The following is a 16,818-nucleotide window of genomic DNA, read 5'->3' on the forward strand; positions in this document are numbered from 1 at the left end:
AAAGTATCAGTCGGGTTAAACGACCTCTTTTCTCCTGGCCTGTGCCTAACGTCTTTACAAGCTGAGCTAACCCGCTTCTAAGCCAGTTCGCCCGTGAGTGCCGTAGCCACTGCTGGCTGGGGGTGCTTGACGGCTGGCAGGGGCTTGCGCTTGTTTTTCTTTTGCAGCTTATTGAGCCAGATGATGGCGCCCGTAACTGGCAGACTAGTAGCGATAAGGCAGGCGATAAAGTAGAGAATCTTGGTGAAGGTGCCGTACACGTCGCCCATGTGCAGCGGCCGAATGAGCGCTACCAGCTGCTCGTTCCAGGGCTTGGCGGCAAAAATATCGGCCTTGAGGATAGCCCCGCTGTACTGGTCGAAGGTGAGGCGGTCGGAGCCGGCGAGCGTGAAAAAGCCGGTCGGTGTTTTGTAGATGGTGGCCGCGCCTTCGGGGCCTTTGGGTAGGGTTAGGTACACCACGCCGGGCCGGGGCAGCTGGCGGGTGGTCAGGGCCAGAAAATCGTCGGCCGAGAGCGTGCGGCCGGGCGCAGCCGGTAGCGCCGAGGGCAGCGGCTTTTCGCCCCGAAAGCCAAAGACTTTGGCCCCCAGCAGGGCGCTGGCCCCGTTGCGGTACCACTCAAACGACCAGCACAACCCCGTGAGGGCCATCACCGTGAGCAGCGCGAAGCTGTAGAAGCCCAGCGTGTTGTGCAGGTCGTGGTTGATGCGCTTCCAGTTGGCGTCCCACTTGATGTTAAAGCCGGGCTTCCACATCTTCCAGTTGCGCCACTGCTTGAGCTTGGCCGGGGCCCACAGCACCAGGCCGCTGAGTTCGAGCACCAGGAAAATGATGGTCGAAATACCCACGATAACCTGGCCCACGCCGCCCTCGATGAGCAGCCAGCGGTGCAGGCCCATCACCCCGAAGAAAAACTTTGACAAGCCGGTGTCTACGTTGCCCTGCACGGCCCCGGTGTAAGGGTTCACGAGTAGGGTTTGCGAATCGTGGTTGCGGCCGTGGCCGCCTTTTTTGCCTTTGCCGCCCCGGCCCCCGCGGCCGCCGTGCTCGCCCTTGCGGCCGGGTCCTTGGCGGGTGGCTTCGGCGCGCTCCTTGGCTTCTTCGGCCAGCTGGCGCTTGATGGCAGCTTTGGTGGTGAGGGTCAGCGTCCAGGCGTGGTCGGAAGCCTGCGGCACCATCAGGGCGGTGACCTGGCTTTCGGGGTGGGCGCGCTCCAGGCTGGCTATCAGGGTGCTGGCGGCTAGTGGCTTGGCCCCGGCCGGCGCGGCTACGTGGTAGGCTTCGGCCTCCACGGCTTCTACCAGCTCGTTGCGAAAAGTGTAGAGCGTGCCGCTCAGGCACACCACAAACAGCACCAGGCCCGCGCCCACGCCCAGCCACAAGTGCAGGTCGCCAATGAGCTTGCGGAAGGTATAGCCTTGTTTTGCGTTTGACATGGAATAACGGGGGTGGGGTAACGCTAGAACCGCACGGCGACGCTACCCAAAAACTGCCGGGGCGTCTGGGGCACCAGCGAGGTAGTGCCAATCCAGTAGCGCTCGTCGGCCAGGTTGTTGCCTTTTACCGTGAAGCGCAGGCGGCCGACCTCGTAGAAGATGCTGGCGTTGAAAATCTTGTAGCCGTCGATGATGAGCGTATTGGCCGCGTTGGCGTAGATGTCGGACGAGTAGTTGCCGCCCACGCCCAGGCCCAGGCCGTTGAGCGGGCTGCCGCCGCTGAGGCGGTAGCTGAGCCAGAAGTTGGCCACGTGCTGCGGGGCCTGCTCGGGGGTTTTGCCCTCGTTGGTTTCCAGGTAGCGGCTTTGGTTGTAAGAGTAGCCGCCAAAGAGGTTGAGGCCGGGCACGGGGTTCACGACCAGCTCTAGGTCCACGCCTTTGCTGTTGCGCGAGTCGTCCTGGATGTTGGGCAGCGGGTTGGCGGTCGTCGAGGCGGGGTCGGCCCGCAGAATGTCATTCTGCCGAATGGCGTAGTAGCTCACGTTGGCCGTGGCGCGGCCCTGAAACATATCCAGCTTCAGGCCGCCTTCCCACTGAATGGTCTGGGTAGGCTTGTAGTCGGTGGTCGTCGTCACGCCCGCGCTGCTGACTACCGTTTGCGGCTGGTTGTTGGTGAAGCCGTTCTGGTAGTTGCCGTACACCGAAAGGCGGTCGCGCAGCACCTGGTACACCACGCCAAACTTGGGCGACCACGCTACCTGGTTGTATTTGGTGAAGTTGCTGGCTTCACCCACCTTGAAATAGTCGAAGCGCACCCCGGCCGACAGCAGCAGGCTTTCGGTCACGTTGAGCACGTCCGACACGTAGGCCGCCGAGTTGTAGAAGCGCCGGTTGAAGCGCGACCGCGCCTTGCCTGCAATGGCGTTGTCGAAGCTTTGCAGGTTAAACGTCCGGTTGACGCTCGCGTCGTAGTCGGCATCGGGCTGGTTGAGAGCAAACGTGGTGGTAGCGGCGGCAGCGGTCAGGGCCGTTGGGTCATCGACGTAGGTGGTGCCGCTCACGCGGTTGTCGAGCGTAAACCAGCGCGAGTGGTCGAGACCCACTACCATGCGGTTGCGCAGCGTCCCGATTTTGAAGTCGCCGATGAAGTTTTGCTGCACCTGCACATTGCTGAAGTTCGACGGGATGTAGCCGCCCGTGCGCTGAATGCGGGTGGCAGCGGGGTCAAACTGCGCGTTGTCGGTGGCCGAGCGCACGGTGCTCGGCAGCAGCCCCAGGGTCAGGGTGCGGCTTAGGTAGTCGGCATTGCCCAGCGAGTAGAGCGTTTGCGACTGCCAGCCCGGCGCCAGCTTGTAGTTGATGCGCCCAAACACGTTGTACACGTTTTGGGTGGTTTGAAAATCGTTGGTGGTGTACGAGCGGTCGAAGTTGATGTACTGGCTCAACTCGCTGAACTTCTTGTTATAAAGAAAGCCCTGCGGCGTGGTCACGACGCCAGCCTGGTTGCGGGTTTCCGCTGCAAAGAGCGCGTTGCCCAGCGAGTAGCTCGTGTTGTTGAAGCGCGTATTGTACAGCTCCACGTCGAGGTCCACGCTCAGCCGGTCGTTCACTAGGTACGTCACGCTCGGGGCCAGCAAGTAGGAGCGCGCCTGGCCCGCGTCCTGAAAGCTGCGCTCGCCGGCCACCACCGCGTTCACGCGCACCAGCAGCGAAGAGTCGCGCAGCAACGGCGTGTTTATATCGAGGGTAGCGCGCTGCTGGTCCCAGCTGCCGCCGGTGTAGCTCACCTCGCCGCCAAAAGCGCGGTAGGGCCGCTTGGTGACGCGGTTGATGAGGCCGCCGGGGCCGCCCGTGGTGCCGTAGAGCGTGCCGTTGGGGCCTTTCACCACTTCGATACGCTCGGTCAGCTGCGGGTCTGAAAGGGTGAGCTGGGCCGTTTGCAGGCCGTTGCGCAGGCTGGTGCTAGAGGTGAATCCGCGCAGCCGCACTTGCAAGCCGGTGCCACCCGAGCCGCCCGAGCGGCTCACGCCGCTCACGCCGGGGGCGTTGTAGAGGGCGTCGCTGGTGTTGGTGACGACCTGGTCTTGCAGCAATTCCTTGGTCACGACCGAGTAGGTCTGGGCATTTTCGAGGTTGGAGATGGGCAGGCGCGACACAAACTCGCCGCTCTGCTTGCGGGCGTACTTGTTGATTTTCTGGCCCGTCACGGTTACCGCGTCGAGCTCGGCCGACGATTGCCGCAACACGATGGTGGCGATGGTCGTGGTGCGGCCCGGCTCAATCGTAACGGCCTGCTCGCGCTTCTCAGCACCCAGGGCCTGCACTGTGAGCGTGTAGCTGCCGGCGGGTGCTTTTAGCACAAAAGCGCCCTCGTTATCGGTCGTCGCGCCGTGGGTGGTGCCTTTCAGACCCAACAAAACGCCCACCGCCGCCTGGCGGTCGGCATCGATGACCTTGCCCCGCAGCGTGCCCACGTCCTGGGCGTGCGCTTGCTGCACTAATGAAAATATGATGAAGCAGAAAAAGAAGCTAAAAAGCCCTTTACAGGGCCTTAAAGGCAGTTTTGGGTAATGGGTACTACGCATAGAAGAGTGAATTTTATTTAGACTTGTTATAAACAAGCTACCTTCGAACCGCAAAAGTACCCGCCCACCTACCCCGCCCGGTATCGAAAAACGGAGCTTATTTACCCAAAAAGAGATTATTTGCTTATGCTCGTTACCTCGCGCCTCGCCCATTCCGAGCAGTATATCTGCCACGAGCAGGTGCCGGAAGCCTACCAGCCCAACAGCGTGCTAGCCGAGCAAACCGTGACCGTGGCCGCGCCCTTCGTAGCCCACCTCAGCAGCCGGCAGCTCAGCACCAGCGGCCTGCTGGTGCTCGACACGCACTTCAAGTTTCGGGAGCCCGCCACCGACTTATTCGCGGTAGCCGGCGAGAGTATTCTGATGCTATTTTTCTTACAAGGGCAGGCCGACAGCGCCCCGGCGGGCCGGGCCGGCTACGTGGGCAACGTGCACAGCCTCTACTACTTGCCCGGGCTGGAAGCAGCCTTTAAGATGCCGGCTCACGAGCCGGTGCAGTACTTTGCCATCATCTTGTCGAAGGCGTTTTACTTCCGCCTGCTCGACCAGCAGTGCCAATTGCACCAGGCCTTCGTGGCGGCTGTGGCCCGAGCCGAGCCCACCGGCCTGGCCCCGGCGCATCTGCCTATCACGGCCGAAATGCACCAGTTGCTGCACGCCATCCGGCACTGCCCCCGCGAGGGGCTGTTGAAGCGGCTGTTTATCGAAGCCAAAATCCGGGAGCTGCTGCTCTTGCAGCTAGAGCAGGGCCAGGCCCCGCCGCCCTGCCTCGACCGCCCCGCCCTGCGCCCCGACGAGCAGCAGAAAATCGAAGCCTGCCGCCAACTGCTCGAAACCAACTACGCCGCCCCGCCCACCCTACCCGAGCTGGCCCGCCTGGTGGGCCTCAACGAGTTTAAGCTCAAGCAGGGCTTTCGGCAGCAATTTGGCACCAGCGTGCGGGCCTACCTCATTCAGTTTCGGCTCCATAAAGCCCGGCAGCTGCTGCTCGAAGCCGCGCATTCGGTGGGCGAGGTGGCAGCGCTGGTAGGTTACAAAAACGGGGCGCACTTCACGGCCGCTTTCAAAGAAAAATTTGGCGTCTTGCCGAGCGCGGTAGTGCGCTAATCAAGTAAAACAGCTAGTAAAACCACATGCTAAAATTCAACAACGTACTTTTAATTAGCTTATTGGCCAACGCCTTGTCCAGCGCGGCCCAGCCCGCCGTGCGCCCGTCCACGGCTTCGCCTCAGGTGCAGGTGCTGGACACGGCTTTTCGTATGCCGCAGTTGCAACGCACGCGCCGGGTCTGGGTTTACTTGCCCGCAGGCTACGCCAGCTCGCGCCAGCGCTACCCGGTGCTGTACCTGCAAGATGGCCAGAGCGTGTTCGATGCAACCCAGGCCACCGGCCGCGAAGGAGCGGTGGAGTGGCAGGTCGATGAGACCCTCGACGCCGCTCGCCGGCCCTGCATCGTGGTGGCTGTGGCCGCCGATGCAACCCACCGCATGCAGGAATACAACCCCCACGACACCCCGCAGTACGGCCCCGGGGAGGGCCGGCAGTACCTACGCTTTCTGGTCGAAACTCTGAAGCCCTACGTCGACCAACACTACCGCACGCAGCCCGACCGACGCCACACGGCGCTGGCAGGCAGCTCAATGGGCGGGCTGCTTACCTTTTACGGAGGGCTGTATTACCCCGAAGTGTTTGGGTCGTTGGGCGTGTTTTCGCCCTCGTTCTGGCTGGCACCCGACTTGGCCGCTGAGATTAGACGCGTTGCTACCCCGGCCCGCCAGCGAGGGCAGCGCTACTATTTCTACGCGGGCGGCCGGGAAACGCGCCAGCTGCCCAGCGGCCTGCCCATCAACATGGCCGCCGATATGCAGGCGGCCGCCGCGGTGCTACGAGCGCAGGGCCGGCCCACTGTACAACTGCTAATCAACCCCGAAGGACGCCACGGGGCACAGGCGTGGCAACAGGCATTTCCGCAGTTTTATAAGTGGCTACGGTAGCAACGGGCTTTTAAGCAGTAGCCTTGTTCCTAAGCTTACCAGTTAGCCTGCCGCAGCCCTTCGGGCCGCAGCACGCGAATGCTATTGAGCGCCAGCTCGATAAGCCCCGCCTGGCGAAACTCGCTGAGCGTGCGGCTCAGCGACTCGGGGGCCGTGCCCACCACGGCGGCCAGGTCCTCCCGCGAGAGCTGAATGCTGGCATCGGCGGCGGGCAGGCGCAAGAGGGCATCGGCCACGCGGCGGCGCAGCGAGTGGTAGGCCAGCTCCACGAGCTGCTGCTCGCGCGCACGCTCGCGGCCCGCCAGCAGCCGGATAAACTGCTGGCTGACTTCAGCATTGCGCAGCAGCAGGTCGGTAAATTCAGCGGCGGGGATGTAGTACAAGGTCGAGTCTTCGACGGCGACGGCGGTGTCGTGGTAGGGCCGGCCTTCGAGCAGCGCCTGGTAGCCCAGAAACTCGCCGGGCTGGTAGAAACCCGTTATCAGCTCTTTGCCGGCGGCGGTGGTTTTGCTGGTCTTCACACGGCCGGCCTGCACGAAGTAGAGCCGGGTGGGCTCGTCGCCCTCGGCGTAGAGCTGCTGGCGGCGGGGCAGTGAGTGCGGCTTGCGGTCGGCGGTGAGGGCAGGCAGGCCCCCCGCGCGCCGGGCATCGGCCAAAAACGTGGGCAAGTCGCCGCGGGCCAGGTCATAGTCGGGCCGCAGGTGCTGAAAGCGGTGGAGGCGGCCGGCCACCGCGCTCAGCAGCTCGCTGCTGTCGAAAGGCTTGGTGAGGTAGTCGTCGGCCCCTAGGGCCATGCCACGGCGCAGGTCAGCGCGCTCGGTTTTGGCGGTGAGGAAGATGAACGGCACGCCCGCCAGTTGCGGGTGCTGGTTGAAAATCTGGAGCACGCCGTAGCCATCAAGCACGGGCATCATAATGTCGCAGATGACGAGGTCGGGCCGGGTGGCCAGCGCCTGCTCGATGCCGAGCTTGCCGTTTTCGGCCGTCAGCACGGCGTAGCCGGCCAGCTCCAGCAGCTCGGCGGTATTTTCGCGGATAAGCGCGTGGTCCTCAATCAGCAGCAGCGTGGGCATAGGGAACGGTAACGGTGACGGTGGTGCCCCGGCCCAGCTCGCTGGCCAGCGCAATGGTGCCGCCCAGCAGCGCCACGTACCGGGCCACGATGTAGAGCCCCAGCCCGGTGCCGGGCACGTGGGCGGCGCTGCGCGCCCGAAAAAACCGCTCGAACAAGTGCGCCTGGTCTTCGGGCGAAATGCCTACTCCCTGGTCTTGCACCACCAACGTCAGCTGGCCGGCCTGGCAGGTGGCCCGCAGCGCCACGGCCGTATTTTCGGCCGAATACTTAAGGGCGTTGGAGAGCAGGTTGACCAGGATTTTGCGCAGCAGCGAAGGGTCGAGCCACACCGGAGCGGGGCAGTCGGCGGCCAGTTGTATGGTCTGGCCGGCCTGGCGCAAACCCTGCACGTCGGCCACGGTATCGTGCAGCAGCGTGGGCAGGTCGAGGCGCGCCGGGCGGGCTTCCAGCTTGCCTTCTTCAATGCGCCCTACCGATAAGAACTCTTCCAGAATATCATTCAAATACTTGACCGACTGCTCGATGCGCCCCAGGTGGCGCAGGCGCTGGGCTTGCTGCTCGGTGGCGGGGTACTGCGCGATGAGCGCGGCCGAGGTGAGCACCGCCGTGAGCGGCGTGCGAAACTCGTGCGAGGCCATGCTCACGAAGCGCGACTTCAGCTCGCCCAGCTCTTGCTCGGCGGCCAGGGCCTGGGCCAGCTCGGCCTGGCGCTGCTCTAGCTGCGCCAGCGTCGTGAGCAGGGCGTGGGTGCGGTCGGCCACCTGCTGCTCTAGCTCGGCATTGAGGCGCTCGACGCGCTGGCGCTCGGCGAGCAAAGCCTGGTCGGCCGTTTTTTTGGCCGTGATGTCGAGCACGTAAGACACGGCGTAGAGCTCGGCATCGAGGTAGAAATAGCTCAGGCTCACCTCCACCGGAAACACGGAGCCGTCCTGGCGCTGGCCTTCGAGGTCGCCGCGGTGGGCGCTCATGGCCCGCACCGAGGGCTGGGCATTAAACGACGCGCGCAGCTGCGCGTGGCGGCGGCCGGCGGCCTGGGGCACCAGCGCCTCAATGCCCCGGCCCAGCAGCGCCCCCACCACGTAGCCAAACTGCTGGTGTGCCATATCGTTGGCCGACACGATGCTACCCGCCCGGTTGCAGACGATGATGCCGATGGTGGCGTTGGCCACCACCGCCTCGAAGCGGCGCACGCTCTGGGCCAGCTCGCGCTCGGCCTGGTGCAGGCGGTTGTGCTCGGCCAGGCGCAGCAGGAAAAACGGCGCGCCCTCTACCTCCAGGTACGTCAGCTCCAATCGGGCCTGAAACAGGTCGCCGTTGCACTTGGCCACGGTGGTTTCGCGGGTTTGGCGGCCGTGCTGCCGGGCCTGCTCGCGCAGGTGCTGCCAGTCGGCCGCCGTCAGGGTGGGCGTGGCGGGCACGGGGGCCGGGGCCGCCAGCAGCGCCGCCTCGGAGGAATAGCCCAGCAGCTGCACGCCGGCCGGATTTACCTGCGTGAGGCAGCCCCGCGTGCCATCATAAATGGCCACCAAATCGGGGGCTTCGTGCAGCAGCACGTGGGCCAGGGCGTGGGCAAAAGGAGCGTGGGACATGGGAAGGCGGAGCGCGTAGCCAGCGGGCAAAGGTCGGGCAGAGGTCGGCAAAAGCCGCCGCCCGACGGCTTGATAACTCTCAAGCGCGGGCTTGAGGATGCTCATGTCAGCGGCACGCGGCAACCCGGAATTTTGCCCCGTCTTCTCCCCTAAGTGCCTTATGCCCTGCCTCTCTCCTACCCCCGACCCGGCCGTGCTGCTGGTGCTGCTGCCCCCCGCCGCTGGCGAAGACCCCGGCGAGGCCGGGCCCGCTGCTACGCTGCGCGGCCTGCGGCAGCGCCTGGGGCCGGCCGTGCGGGTGCTCAGCATCGACGAGGCCAGCCACCCTGCCGTGGTGCGCAGCTTCGGCCCGCCCGAGCTGCCGGCCTGCGTGCTCATGCGCCAGGGCGTGGAGCTGTGGCGGCAGCCGGGCCTGCCCAGTGCCGAGGCCCTGCTGGCCACCCTGGCCGCCGCGGCTCCGCCGGGCTAAGCAGGCTTTCCCACGTGTCTTTTCCTCATTTTTCTTCCTGCCTCATGCTTACTTCCCGCACTTTTCTGTTGACCGCCGCTGGCTTGTTAACCAGCTTCGTAGCTACTGCCCAAACAACCGAGCCGATGCCGCCCGCCAACCAGGACATGCTTTCCTGGATGCTGCGCGTGCTGCTGGGGGCCGTAGTACTAGTGGCGGTGCTGGCCGGCATCGTCCTCACCACGGCGGCGGCCAACCAGCAATCCTTTGCCCCGCAGCCTGCCCCCGGTAGCCGGCCCGCCGCTCCGGCCGACGTGGTGGCAGTAGCTTCCCCAACCGCCGCGCCCGCAGCGGCCCCGGTTGCGCCGGCTACTCCCCTGCCCGCCCCACGGGCAACGCTGGCCCCGGCACTAGCTTTCAGCGAATAGCCCGGCCTGCTTCATCCGGCCGCCAAGTCGCTGGCCCGCAGATAGGTAGCGGGCTTGTCAGCTGGGCAATTTTCTTTTTCCTCAGAAAGCCTTTCCCGCTTTTGTCATGCAAACCATACTAGTGCCCGTCGATTTCAGTGCTGCGGCCGAAAATGCCTTGCGCTACGCCAATAAGCTCGCCGTGAAGCTGCCCGCCGAAATCGTGCTGGTACACAGCGCTACCAGCCCGGCTCGGCTGCCCGAGGAGCGCGCGGCCCTGCGCCGCCGCCTCGAAGCGCTGGCCGAACGCCTGCGCTACCAGCAACTCACCCGCCAGGGCGGGCGGCGCATCCGCTACTACTACCACCTGGCGGCCGAGGCCCTGCCCGACTGCCTGCAAGTGCTGGTGACGGGCTACTGCGCCAGCCTCGTCGTGACGGGCCTCGCCCTCGACGACTGCGCCGCGGCTACGGCCGCCGGCACTACGCCCCAGGGGCTGCCTGAGCGCGTGAGCTGCCCGGTGCTGGTCGTGCCGCCCGGCCACCACGAGTTGCCGGCTCACGTAGTCATGGCTGGTGATTTTGACCGCGTCGGCACCAGCCAGCTGGCAAGCTTGCCGGCGCTGGCCCGCACGCCCGCCGCTCAGTTCGAGCTGGTGCAGTTTTACCAAGAGTCGCAGCTGTATGATGGCGCGGGCAAGGGACTCACGCCGCTGAAAAAAGCCCTGCTGCGCGCCCAGCAAAGCCTGCCCAATGCCACTACCCACCTGCTGCCCGAGGAGGATGCGCTGGAAGGCATCACCGAGTTTTGCGCGCAGCACGCCACCCAGCTGCTGGTGCTGGCCACTACGGACGGCTGCCTGGTGCGCCGCTTTTTTCACCCGCACTACCGCCAGACCCACGCCTACCACCTGCGCATTCCGGCGCTGCTGCTGCCCATGAGTACCCTGCCTTCGGCGGCGTGCTGCGCCCGGTGCGCCTTGCGCCAGGCCGCCGCGGGCCAGTTGGCTCAATCAAGTAAGTTCTTTCCTCAGTTGGCAGCCGGGTAGTCTGCTTCGGCAGCCAGGGAGCGCTACTTGCGGCGCCATTTTGTTCTGGTCTGCTTGGCTAACCTTGGGGCCGGCCCGCCCGCGGTGTGCTTCCAGGCCCGTGCCGCGCACCAAGCGTATCGGCGGCACTAGAGCTGCCCGGCACAGCAGGCACCCGAAGTAGGCCACGTACTTCAACAGCTTCTTCAAAAAGCGGACCGGCAGCGTCCCTTTGGCTTCTGCTCGTTGCTTGGCTGCCAGGCGTTGACCGCAAGCAGGCGTAACGCAGTAGGCTACCTGGCCTCCAGCAACCACGTTCTGGCGGCTTCTATCGTCTTATCCGGGGCAGTGGCTGGCGCGTACTCCACCACCACATCCGGAACGATGTTGGGCAAGTACGTGCGCCGCTTTTTATCCGCCATATAGCCGGTGGCCAGTAGCAGATACGCCCCGTCCGACAGCTTAAAGTCTTGATTGGTGGTCGTGTACCCAGCGGAAGGCTGACCAAAGAATTTCGCATTGCTTCGCCCTTTAAAGGCGAGGGCAACCATCTCGCCGCTACTGCCGGTCAGCGAGTCAATCAGGACGGCTACCCGCTGCGGCGTTTTAGTCGCTTTAACGGCTGGTTGTTCTTTTTTCTTACCACTCCAGGCCCACAGCGGCATTGCCTTCTTGAGGGTACGCCGGGGAAAAATGAAGTAGCCATAAAGCCCCTCTCCCAGCAGTGGTTGCAGCCCCTCAATCATGGGGTGCACATTCCCGCCCGTATTATGCCGCAGGTCGACTACCCACCCCGTGAGCTTGTATTGGGTCTGCAACGCTGCTAGCTGGCTCCGAATGCCTTGGGAAAAAGTCTGCCCGACGGAGGCGTTCATCGAACTGAGGGCCGGAATTTTCAGGTATCCGATGCCATCTCCCAAGTACTGACTTTCGGCTTGCTTGGCCTCATAGCTAGCAGAAGTCTGGCGGGCGGCTTTTTCCTTCGGGATGAAAAAAGAATGCTTGTCCCCCGCCTTTCGCAACGTTTGCAGGATGTGGTCGATGACGGGCTTACACTCCTCGACAGTGGCCAGACCCTGGGATTTTTCGGTGACTTCGCGGTTCAACTGCCCCCAGTTCAGGGAGTCTGCATAGAGTGCGTGCTGCTTGATGATATGCTGAAAGTCAGCCAGGTACTGCCCCACTTCCTGCGAAGGCTTAGCGGCTGGCGTACTGGGTTGCGCACACAAGCTACTCGCGGCAAAAAAGAGCGGTAAGACCGCCAGACTCATCTGTGACTTTTTTCGGTAGGACATAGCAAGCAGCTGGTAGAAATAGCGTCCGGAAGGGAGCGCAGCCACCAGATGCAGAAAAAGCAAGCTCGGTTGCCCGAAAACGAAATTGCCGCTCAGACTACCTTATCACTCGGTTAAAGGGGCGCGATAGGCAGCAGCACCCTAACGCGGGCATGGAAGCCCATAAAATACGTGTAGGAGCTCCGCTTGAGACGGGGGCAATGGCTGCCAGTGCCTATCAGCGCCTCAACCGGATACAAGTCGGGTAGTTGTCCCTGAATTGCTTGCGTCAGCATAAGCCTGCGCTGCCTCAGTGGCAATACTACGGCGAGCCCGGTAACCAGCAGGGCCTGAATTTTTACCAGCCTCAGCAAGAAGCAACTGCTACTGCGCCCGCAGCACCACCACGTCGCGGGCGGGCACGGTCACGCTGGCACTAGCTTTTTGCGTAAAGGCATCGCGGTACTTGCGGCTGGCCAGCACAGCATTGGTGAAAGTGGCCGGCCGGCTGCCCCGGTTGAGCACCACCAGCACGTCTTCCTTACCCAGCGTGCGGCGGAAGGCGTAGAGCTGCCGGGCATCGTCGGTAGCCACGGTGGTGTAGCTGCCCAGCCGGATGGCCGGCGAGCGCTGGCGCAGGCCGATAAACTTCTGGTACCAGGCAAACAGCGCCGGGTCGAAGCCCACCGCGTCGGGGGCGTGCTGGGTTTGGTCGGGGTTGTGGGTTTCGGGAGCGTATGGCTGGCTGGCCCAGAGCATGGGCTTGCGGCAGTCGGGGTCGTTGCCGCCCCACAGGCCGGCCTCGTCGCCGTAGAAAATCATGGGTGAACCCAGGTACAGCAGCTGAAAGGCGGCGATGAGCTTCTGCATTTGTCGCTGCTCGGCGGTGGGCTTGCGGGCGTTGTAGCTGGGGTTGTTGCCCTTCTGGCTCCAGTTAAAATACTTGCCCCAGTCGGCCATGGGCTGGCCGTCGGGGTTAGCTACGGCGCTGGCGATGCGGGTGGCGTCGTGGCTGTCCACCAGGTTTTGCATATTCAGGGCCACGCCGGGGCCGAAGGCCTCGCGCAGTTCGCGCAGCTGCTTGTCGAACTGCGTGACGGTGGCCGCCTTTTTTTCCTGCACAAAAAAGTCATGCACCGCAAACGTGAAGTTGTAGTTCATAGTGGCGTCGAACTCGTCGCCGCGCAGGTAGGGCCGGGTTTTCTCGATGGGGTACACCAGTTCGGCCGTTAGGTAGGCCTGGGGGTTGAGGGTACGCACCCACTGGCGCCAGCTTTTCCAGAAGGGGTGGCCCACGTCGTAGGCCACGTCGAGGCGCCAGCCGTCGATGCCGTGGGCCGCGCCCTTGCCCATGGGGTTCATCCAGCGCTGAGTGGCGTTGAAAATGTACTGCTTGGGGCCGGCCACGATGCCGGTGCTGTCCTCCTTCAGCTCGGGCAGGGTCTTCACCCCAAACCAGCCGTTATACTCAAACTTGGTTCCCTTCTGCGCGTCGCGCCAGCTTTTCACCATAAACCAGTCGGCGTAGGGCGAGGCCTGCTGATTTTTCTCGACATCCTGAAACGCGAAGCTGCGCGCCCCCAAATGGTTGAACACGCCGTCGAAGATGATGTGCATCTTGCGCTTGTGCACCTCGTCGATAAGCTTGAGAGCCAGCAGGTCGGCCTTGGTCCACACCCAGGTTTCCATCTTGAGCGGGTTCTCAGTAGCCATCAGCCGCTTGTCGCCCTCGGGGTCGGGGCCGAAGGTGGGGTCCACGTGGTGGTAGCACAGCGCGTCGTACTTGTGCGAGGAAGGCGACCAGAAAATGGGCGTCAAATACAGCGCATTCACGCCCAGTGTTTGCAGGTAGTCAAGCTTGTCGAGAATGCCCTGCAAGTCGCCCCCGTAGCGGCGGCGCTGGATGTTGTAGCCCACGTTGCGGCCGTTTTGCTGCTCGTAGGGCTGTAGTTGGTACCAGTCGCTGCCCCACGGGTGAATCTGGAACGCCGACGAGTCGTTGAACGGGTACGCGCCCCTTTGGTCAATGGCCTTAGGGTCGTTGCTGGGGTCGCCGTTGCGGAAGCGCTCAGGAAAAATCTGGTACCACACCACGCCCTTGCTCCAAGCCGGGGTGAAGTCGGGCGGCGTTTGGGCGCGGGCGGGCGGGGCGGCGAGCGTGAGGGCCGCGGCCGCCAGCAGGGCACTGGGGAAGGAAAGGCGCATTAAGTAGGATAAGCTGATTAGAAAATCGACAACCGACGATTGTCATGCTGAGCGCAGCGCAGCGGAGTCGAAGCATCTCTACCGCACCGTTGCTCACGCAAGTGGTTAGTTCATCAGTAGAGATGCTTCGGCTCCGCTGCGCTCAGCATGACGGCAGTAAACTGACTAGCAGCCTATTACTTCTGCAACACCAGATACTCGTAAGGCTGCAAGCTCACCTGGGTGCCCACCGGCACCGCCTGCCCGGTGAGGCCGTTGCGGTAGCTGCCGGCCAGCGCGGCGGGCACGGCGTAGGTCACGGCCCGGTTGCGCAGGTTGATGAGGGTGAGCACCTGCTCGCTGCCGGCCGTTTTGGTGAAGGCGCACACATCGTCGCTGCTGTAGGAGGTGAGCGCGCCGTTGCGCACGGCGTTGCTGGCGCTGCGGAAGCGCAGGATGCGCTTGTAAGCCAGCACCATGTCGGGGTTCAGCGACCAGTCGATTACCTGGCGGCCCTGGATGAAGGGCAGGCGCTGGGGCGTGCCCACTTCTTGGCCGTTGTAGACCATCGGCGTGCCGTTCATGTAGGCGGCCACCACGAAGGCGGCCAGCGAGCCGGCCTTGCCCCCGAAGAGGTCAAGCGGCGTGCCGTCGCTCACGTTCACGTCGTGGTTGGAGGTGTAGCGTAGCATGCGGGCGGTGGGCGGCAGGCCGCGGTAGCTGGCGTAGTTGGCCGTGTTCAGCGAATCCAGGATTTTGGCGCTTTTCTGGCCCCCAAAAATCCGCTTTTCCATGATGCTGAAAAAGTCGAAGCCGTATTGCAGGTTGAAGCCTGACCGGAAGAAGTAGTCGCGCTGGCTGCCTTCGGCAATGAGCAGCAGCTTGTGGCCGGCGATGGACTTGAGGCTGGTATTGGCCTCGGTAAAAAACTGGTAGGTAGGCCCGTCGGCGTAGTCAAAACGGTAGCCGTCCACGTTGGCCGCCAGCACCCAGTAGCGCATGGCCGCGATGAGGGCGGCGCGCATATCGGGCTTGGCAAAGTTGAGTTGGAGCACGTCGGTGAAGCCAGCAGGCGGGTTGCGGAGCGTACCGTTGGCATCCTGCTGGTACCAGTCGCGGTGCTCATTCACCCAGGGGTGGTCCCAGGCGGTGTGGTTGCCCACCCAGTCGAGCACCACGGCCATGCCCTTGGCGTGGGCCGCATCCACCACGGCGCGCAGGTCGGCGAGGGTACCCAGACTGGGGTTCACGGCTTGGTAGTCGCGCACGGCGTAGGGCGAGCCGATGCCCTTGAGCTGCCCAATCGGGTAGATGGGCATCAGGTACAAGGTATTCACCCCCAGCGCCCGTACCGAGTCCAGGCGAGGGATTATCCCTTGCAGCGTACCCGCCTGGCTGAAGGCGCTGAAATTGACCTGGTACACGTTCGCATCGGCGGGCTCGGGCACGCTGGCGAAGGGCGTGCCGTACTGCGCCGGGTCGTTGGTAGCGCCCACGATGGGCGCGGTGTCGTCGTGCTTTTTGCAGGCGGCCAGCACTAGCACCGTGCCGCTCAGCACGGCCAGTTTTTTGATGGTAAGTAGCATATAGATGGGGCGCGCGGGCTAGCGGATGGTATAAGTGTAGTTGTTGGGCGTGTTCAAATCGAGGCTCACGGTGTAGATGCGCGGGCCGGGCGTGGTGATGTTGCCGCCGTTGTAAATCAAAGGCAGCACGCTGCCGGTGTTGCTGCCCAGGTTGATGGCCCAGTCGTTGTTCGCCCGAAACTTGAAATCGGCGTTGCCGGCGGCGGTACTGTTGTTGCCGGGCAGCGGCATGGTCACCGTCCAGAGCTTGCTCGCCACGTCGTAGGTCATGGGCACCGACTGGTTCCAGCCGGCCCCGCTGTTGGTAGTAGCCGCCCCGATAATACCCCAATCGGTGGCCGTGGCCACGTAGGTGCGGGCCGTCAGGCTCACTTGCAGGCGGTACATGCGCGGGCCAGCCAGGCTGATGTCGGCCCCCGGCGACGCCAGCGAGCCCGCCGTGCTCCCCACGCCGTAGGTCGTGCCATTCGAGAAGCGAATGGTATTGGTGGCGGCCGGCACGTACACGTAGCCCTCGTACTGGCCGGGGGTAGCCGCTACCTCGCCGAGCTTGGGCGAGGTGGCCGACAGCGCGCCCAGCGTGTTGCCGTACACGTAAAATTGGCTGGCGTAGGTAGTGACGCTCAGCGTTTGCACGGCGCTGCGCACCACACTTTGGTTGCTCGAATACGTGGCCCGCAGGCGCACCTCGTAGGCATTAGGGCCGCCCACCGCCAGGCCCAGGGTGCTGGTAAATAGCGTATTCAGCTCGCCCGCCGTGAAGGCGCGGCGGTTGGTGTTCACGCCCGCGTCGAGGGTGGTGACGTTCAGAAACTGATTGCCGGCCGGGGCCAGCTCCAGGGTGTAGGTTACGGGCAGCACGGCCGAGCCGCTGCCATCCGACAGGCCGAAGCGCAGCGGATTCCAGCGCAGGCGCAGCACCGTATCGGCCGGGCTGGCGTTGGCCAGCACGAGGGTGTTGGCGCTGGCCGTAAAGTTGAGGTCGGCCGTGGGCGTGGCCTGCACGTCGGCAATGTCGCGCTTGCAGGCACCCAGCAGGGCGGCGAGGGCGAGGGTGAGGAGGAGGGTATAGCGTTGCATCGGGGGAGGATGGGAATGGAGTGGTGCGGGGCTCGCCTTGCGTGAACCTCACCCCCTAGCCCCCTCTCCAAAAAAGAGGGGGACTAGTTTCTAGTCTTAGTTTCTAAAGTCTAGAGTTAGAGCTAGTCCCCCC

The 16,818-nt window shown here is 63.9% G+C and carries 13 protein-coding genes; 5 read left to right on the plus strand and 8 right to left on the minus strand.

The annotated features are described in order from the left end of the window. Positions 1-77 precede the first annotated feature (77 nt). Complete coding sequence (locus VFO93_RS05965) at positions 78-1,436, minus strand: PepSY-associated TM helix domain-containing protein (protein ID WP_325133428.1); 1,359 nt, start codon at positions 1,434-1,436, stop codon at positions 78-80. A gap of 23 nt (positions 1,437-1,459) precedes the next feature. Next, a complete protein-coding gene (locus tag VFO93_RS05970; protein ID WP_325133429.1) occupies positions 1,460-3,934 on the minus strand; it encodes a TonB-dependent receptor in 2,475 nt (824 codons plus the stop codon). A 213-nt stretch (positions 3,935-4,147) separates the two neighbouring features. Between VFO93_RS05970 and VFO93_RS05975 the strand changes: the two genes are divergently transcribed. Continuing rightward, entirely contained in the window at positions 4,148-5,128 is a 981-nt protein-coding gene (locus VFO93_RS05975) for an AraC family transcriptional regulator (protein WP_325133430.1), read from the plus strand. Positions 5,129-5,154: 26 nt separating this feature from the next. Then, positions 5,155-6,015 carry an alpha/beta hydrolase gene (locus VFO93_RS05980; RefSeq protein WP_325133431.1) on the plus strand — a complete coding sequence of 287 codons (861 nt, stop codon included), beginning with the start codon at positions 5,155-5,157 and terminating at the stop codon, positions 6,013-6,015. A 35-nt stretch (positions 6,016-6,050) separates the two neighbouring features. On the opposite strand, the gene VFO93_RS05985 is transcribed toward VFO93_RS05980, so the two are convergent. Continuing rightward, on the minus strand, positions 6,051-7,088 hold the full coding sequence (locus VFO93_RS05985) for a response regulator (protein ID WP_325133432.1): 1,038 nt from the start codon (positions 7,086-7,088) through the stop codon (positions 6,051-6,053). Continuing rightward, positions 7,066-8,679, minus strand: coding sequence for a PAS domain-containing sensor histidine kinase (locus VFO93_RS05990; protein ID WP_325133433.1), 1,614 nt, complete (start codon positions 8,677-8,679; stop codon positions 7,066-7,068). The genes VFO93_RS05985 and VFO93_RS05990 overlap by 23 nt, the downstream gene beginning before the upstream one ends. A 160-nt stretch (positions 8,680-8,839) precedes the next feature. On the opposite strand from VFO93_RS05990, the gene VFO93_RS05995 reads away from it, so the two are divergent. From VFO93_RS05995 to VFO93_RS06005, 3 genes are all read left to right on the plus strand, one after another. Next, a complete protein-coding gene (locus tag VFO93_RS05995; RefSeq protein ID WP_325133435.1) occupies positions 8,840-9,148 on the plus strand; it encodes a thioredoxin in 309 nt (102 codons plus the stop codon). Positions 9,149-9,192: 44 nt separating this feature from the next. Then, a complete protein-coding gene (locus VFO93_RS06000) occupies positions 9,193-9,555 on the plus strand; it encodes a hypothetical protein (RefSeq protein WP_325133436.1) in 363 nt (120 codons plus the stop codon). A 106-nt stretch (positions 9,556-9,661) separates the two neighbouring features. Next, positions 9,662-10,582, plus strand: coding sequence for a universal stress protein (locus VFO93_RS06005; RefSeq protein WP_325133437.1), 921 nt, complete (start codon positions 9,662-9,664; stop codon positions 10,580-10,582). Between the two features lie 272 nt (positions 10,583-10,854). On the opposite strand, the gene VFO93_RS06010 is transcribed toward VFO93_RS06005, so the two are convergent. From VFO93_RS06010 to VFO93_RS06025, 4 genes are all read right to left on the minus strand, one after another. Then, on the minus strand, positions 10,855-11,856 hold the full coding sequence (locus VFO93_RS06010; protein ID WP_325133438.1) for a S41 family peptidase: 1,002 nt from the start codon (positions 11,854-11,856) through the stop codon (positions 10,855-10,857). 363 nt (positions 11,857-12,219) lie between these two features. After that, positions 12,220-14,040, minus strand: a complete 1,821-nt coding sequence (locus VFO93_RS06015; RefSeq protein ID WP_325133439.1) for a glycoside hydrolase family 13 protein — start codon at positions 14,038-14,040, stop codon at positions 12,220-12,222. Between the two features lie 176 nt (positions 14,041-14,216). Further along, on the minus strand, positions 14,217-15,605 hold the full coding sequence (locus VFO93_RS06020) for an alpha-amylase family glycosyl hydrolase (protein WP_325133440.1): 1,389 nt from the start codon (positions 15,603-15,605) through the stop codon (positions 14,217-14,219). A gap of 18 nt (positions 15,606-15,623) precedes the next feature. Next, positions 15,624-16,685: a SusE domain-containing protein gene (locus tag VFO93_RS06025; protein WP_325133441.1), complete on the minus strand. Its 1,062-nt coding sequence runs from the start codon at positions 16,683-16,685 to the stop codon at positions 15,624-15,626. Between the last annotated feature and the right edge of the window lie 133 nt (positions 16,686-16,818).

Origin of the sequence: Hymenobacter sp. (assembly GCF_035709525.1) — a bacterium.
In the GTDB taxonomy this organism is placed as follows: domain Bacteria; phylum Bacteroidota; class Bacteroidia; order Cytophagales; family Hymenobacteraceae; genus Hymenobacter.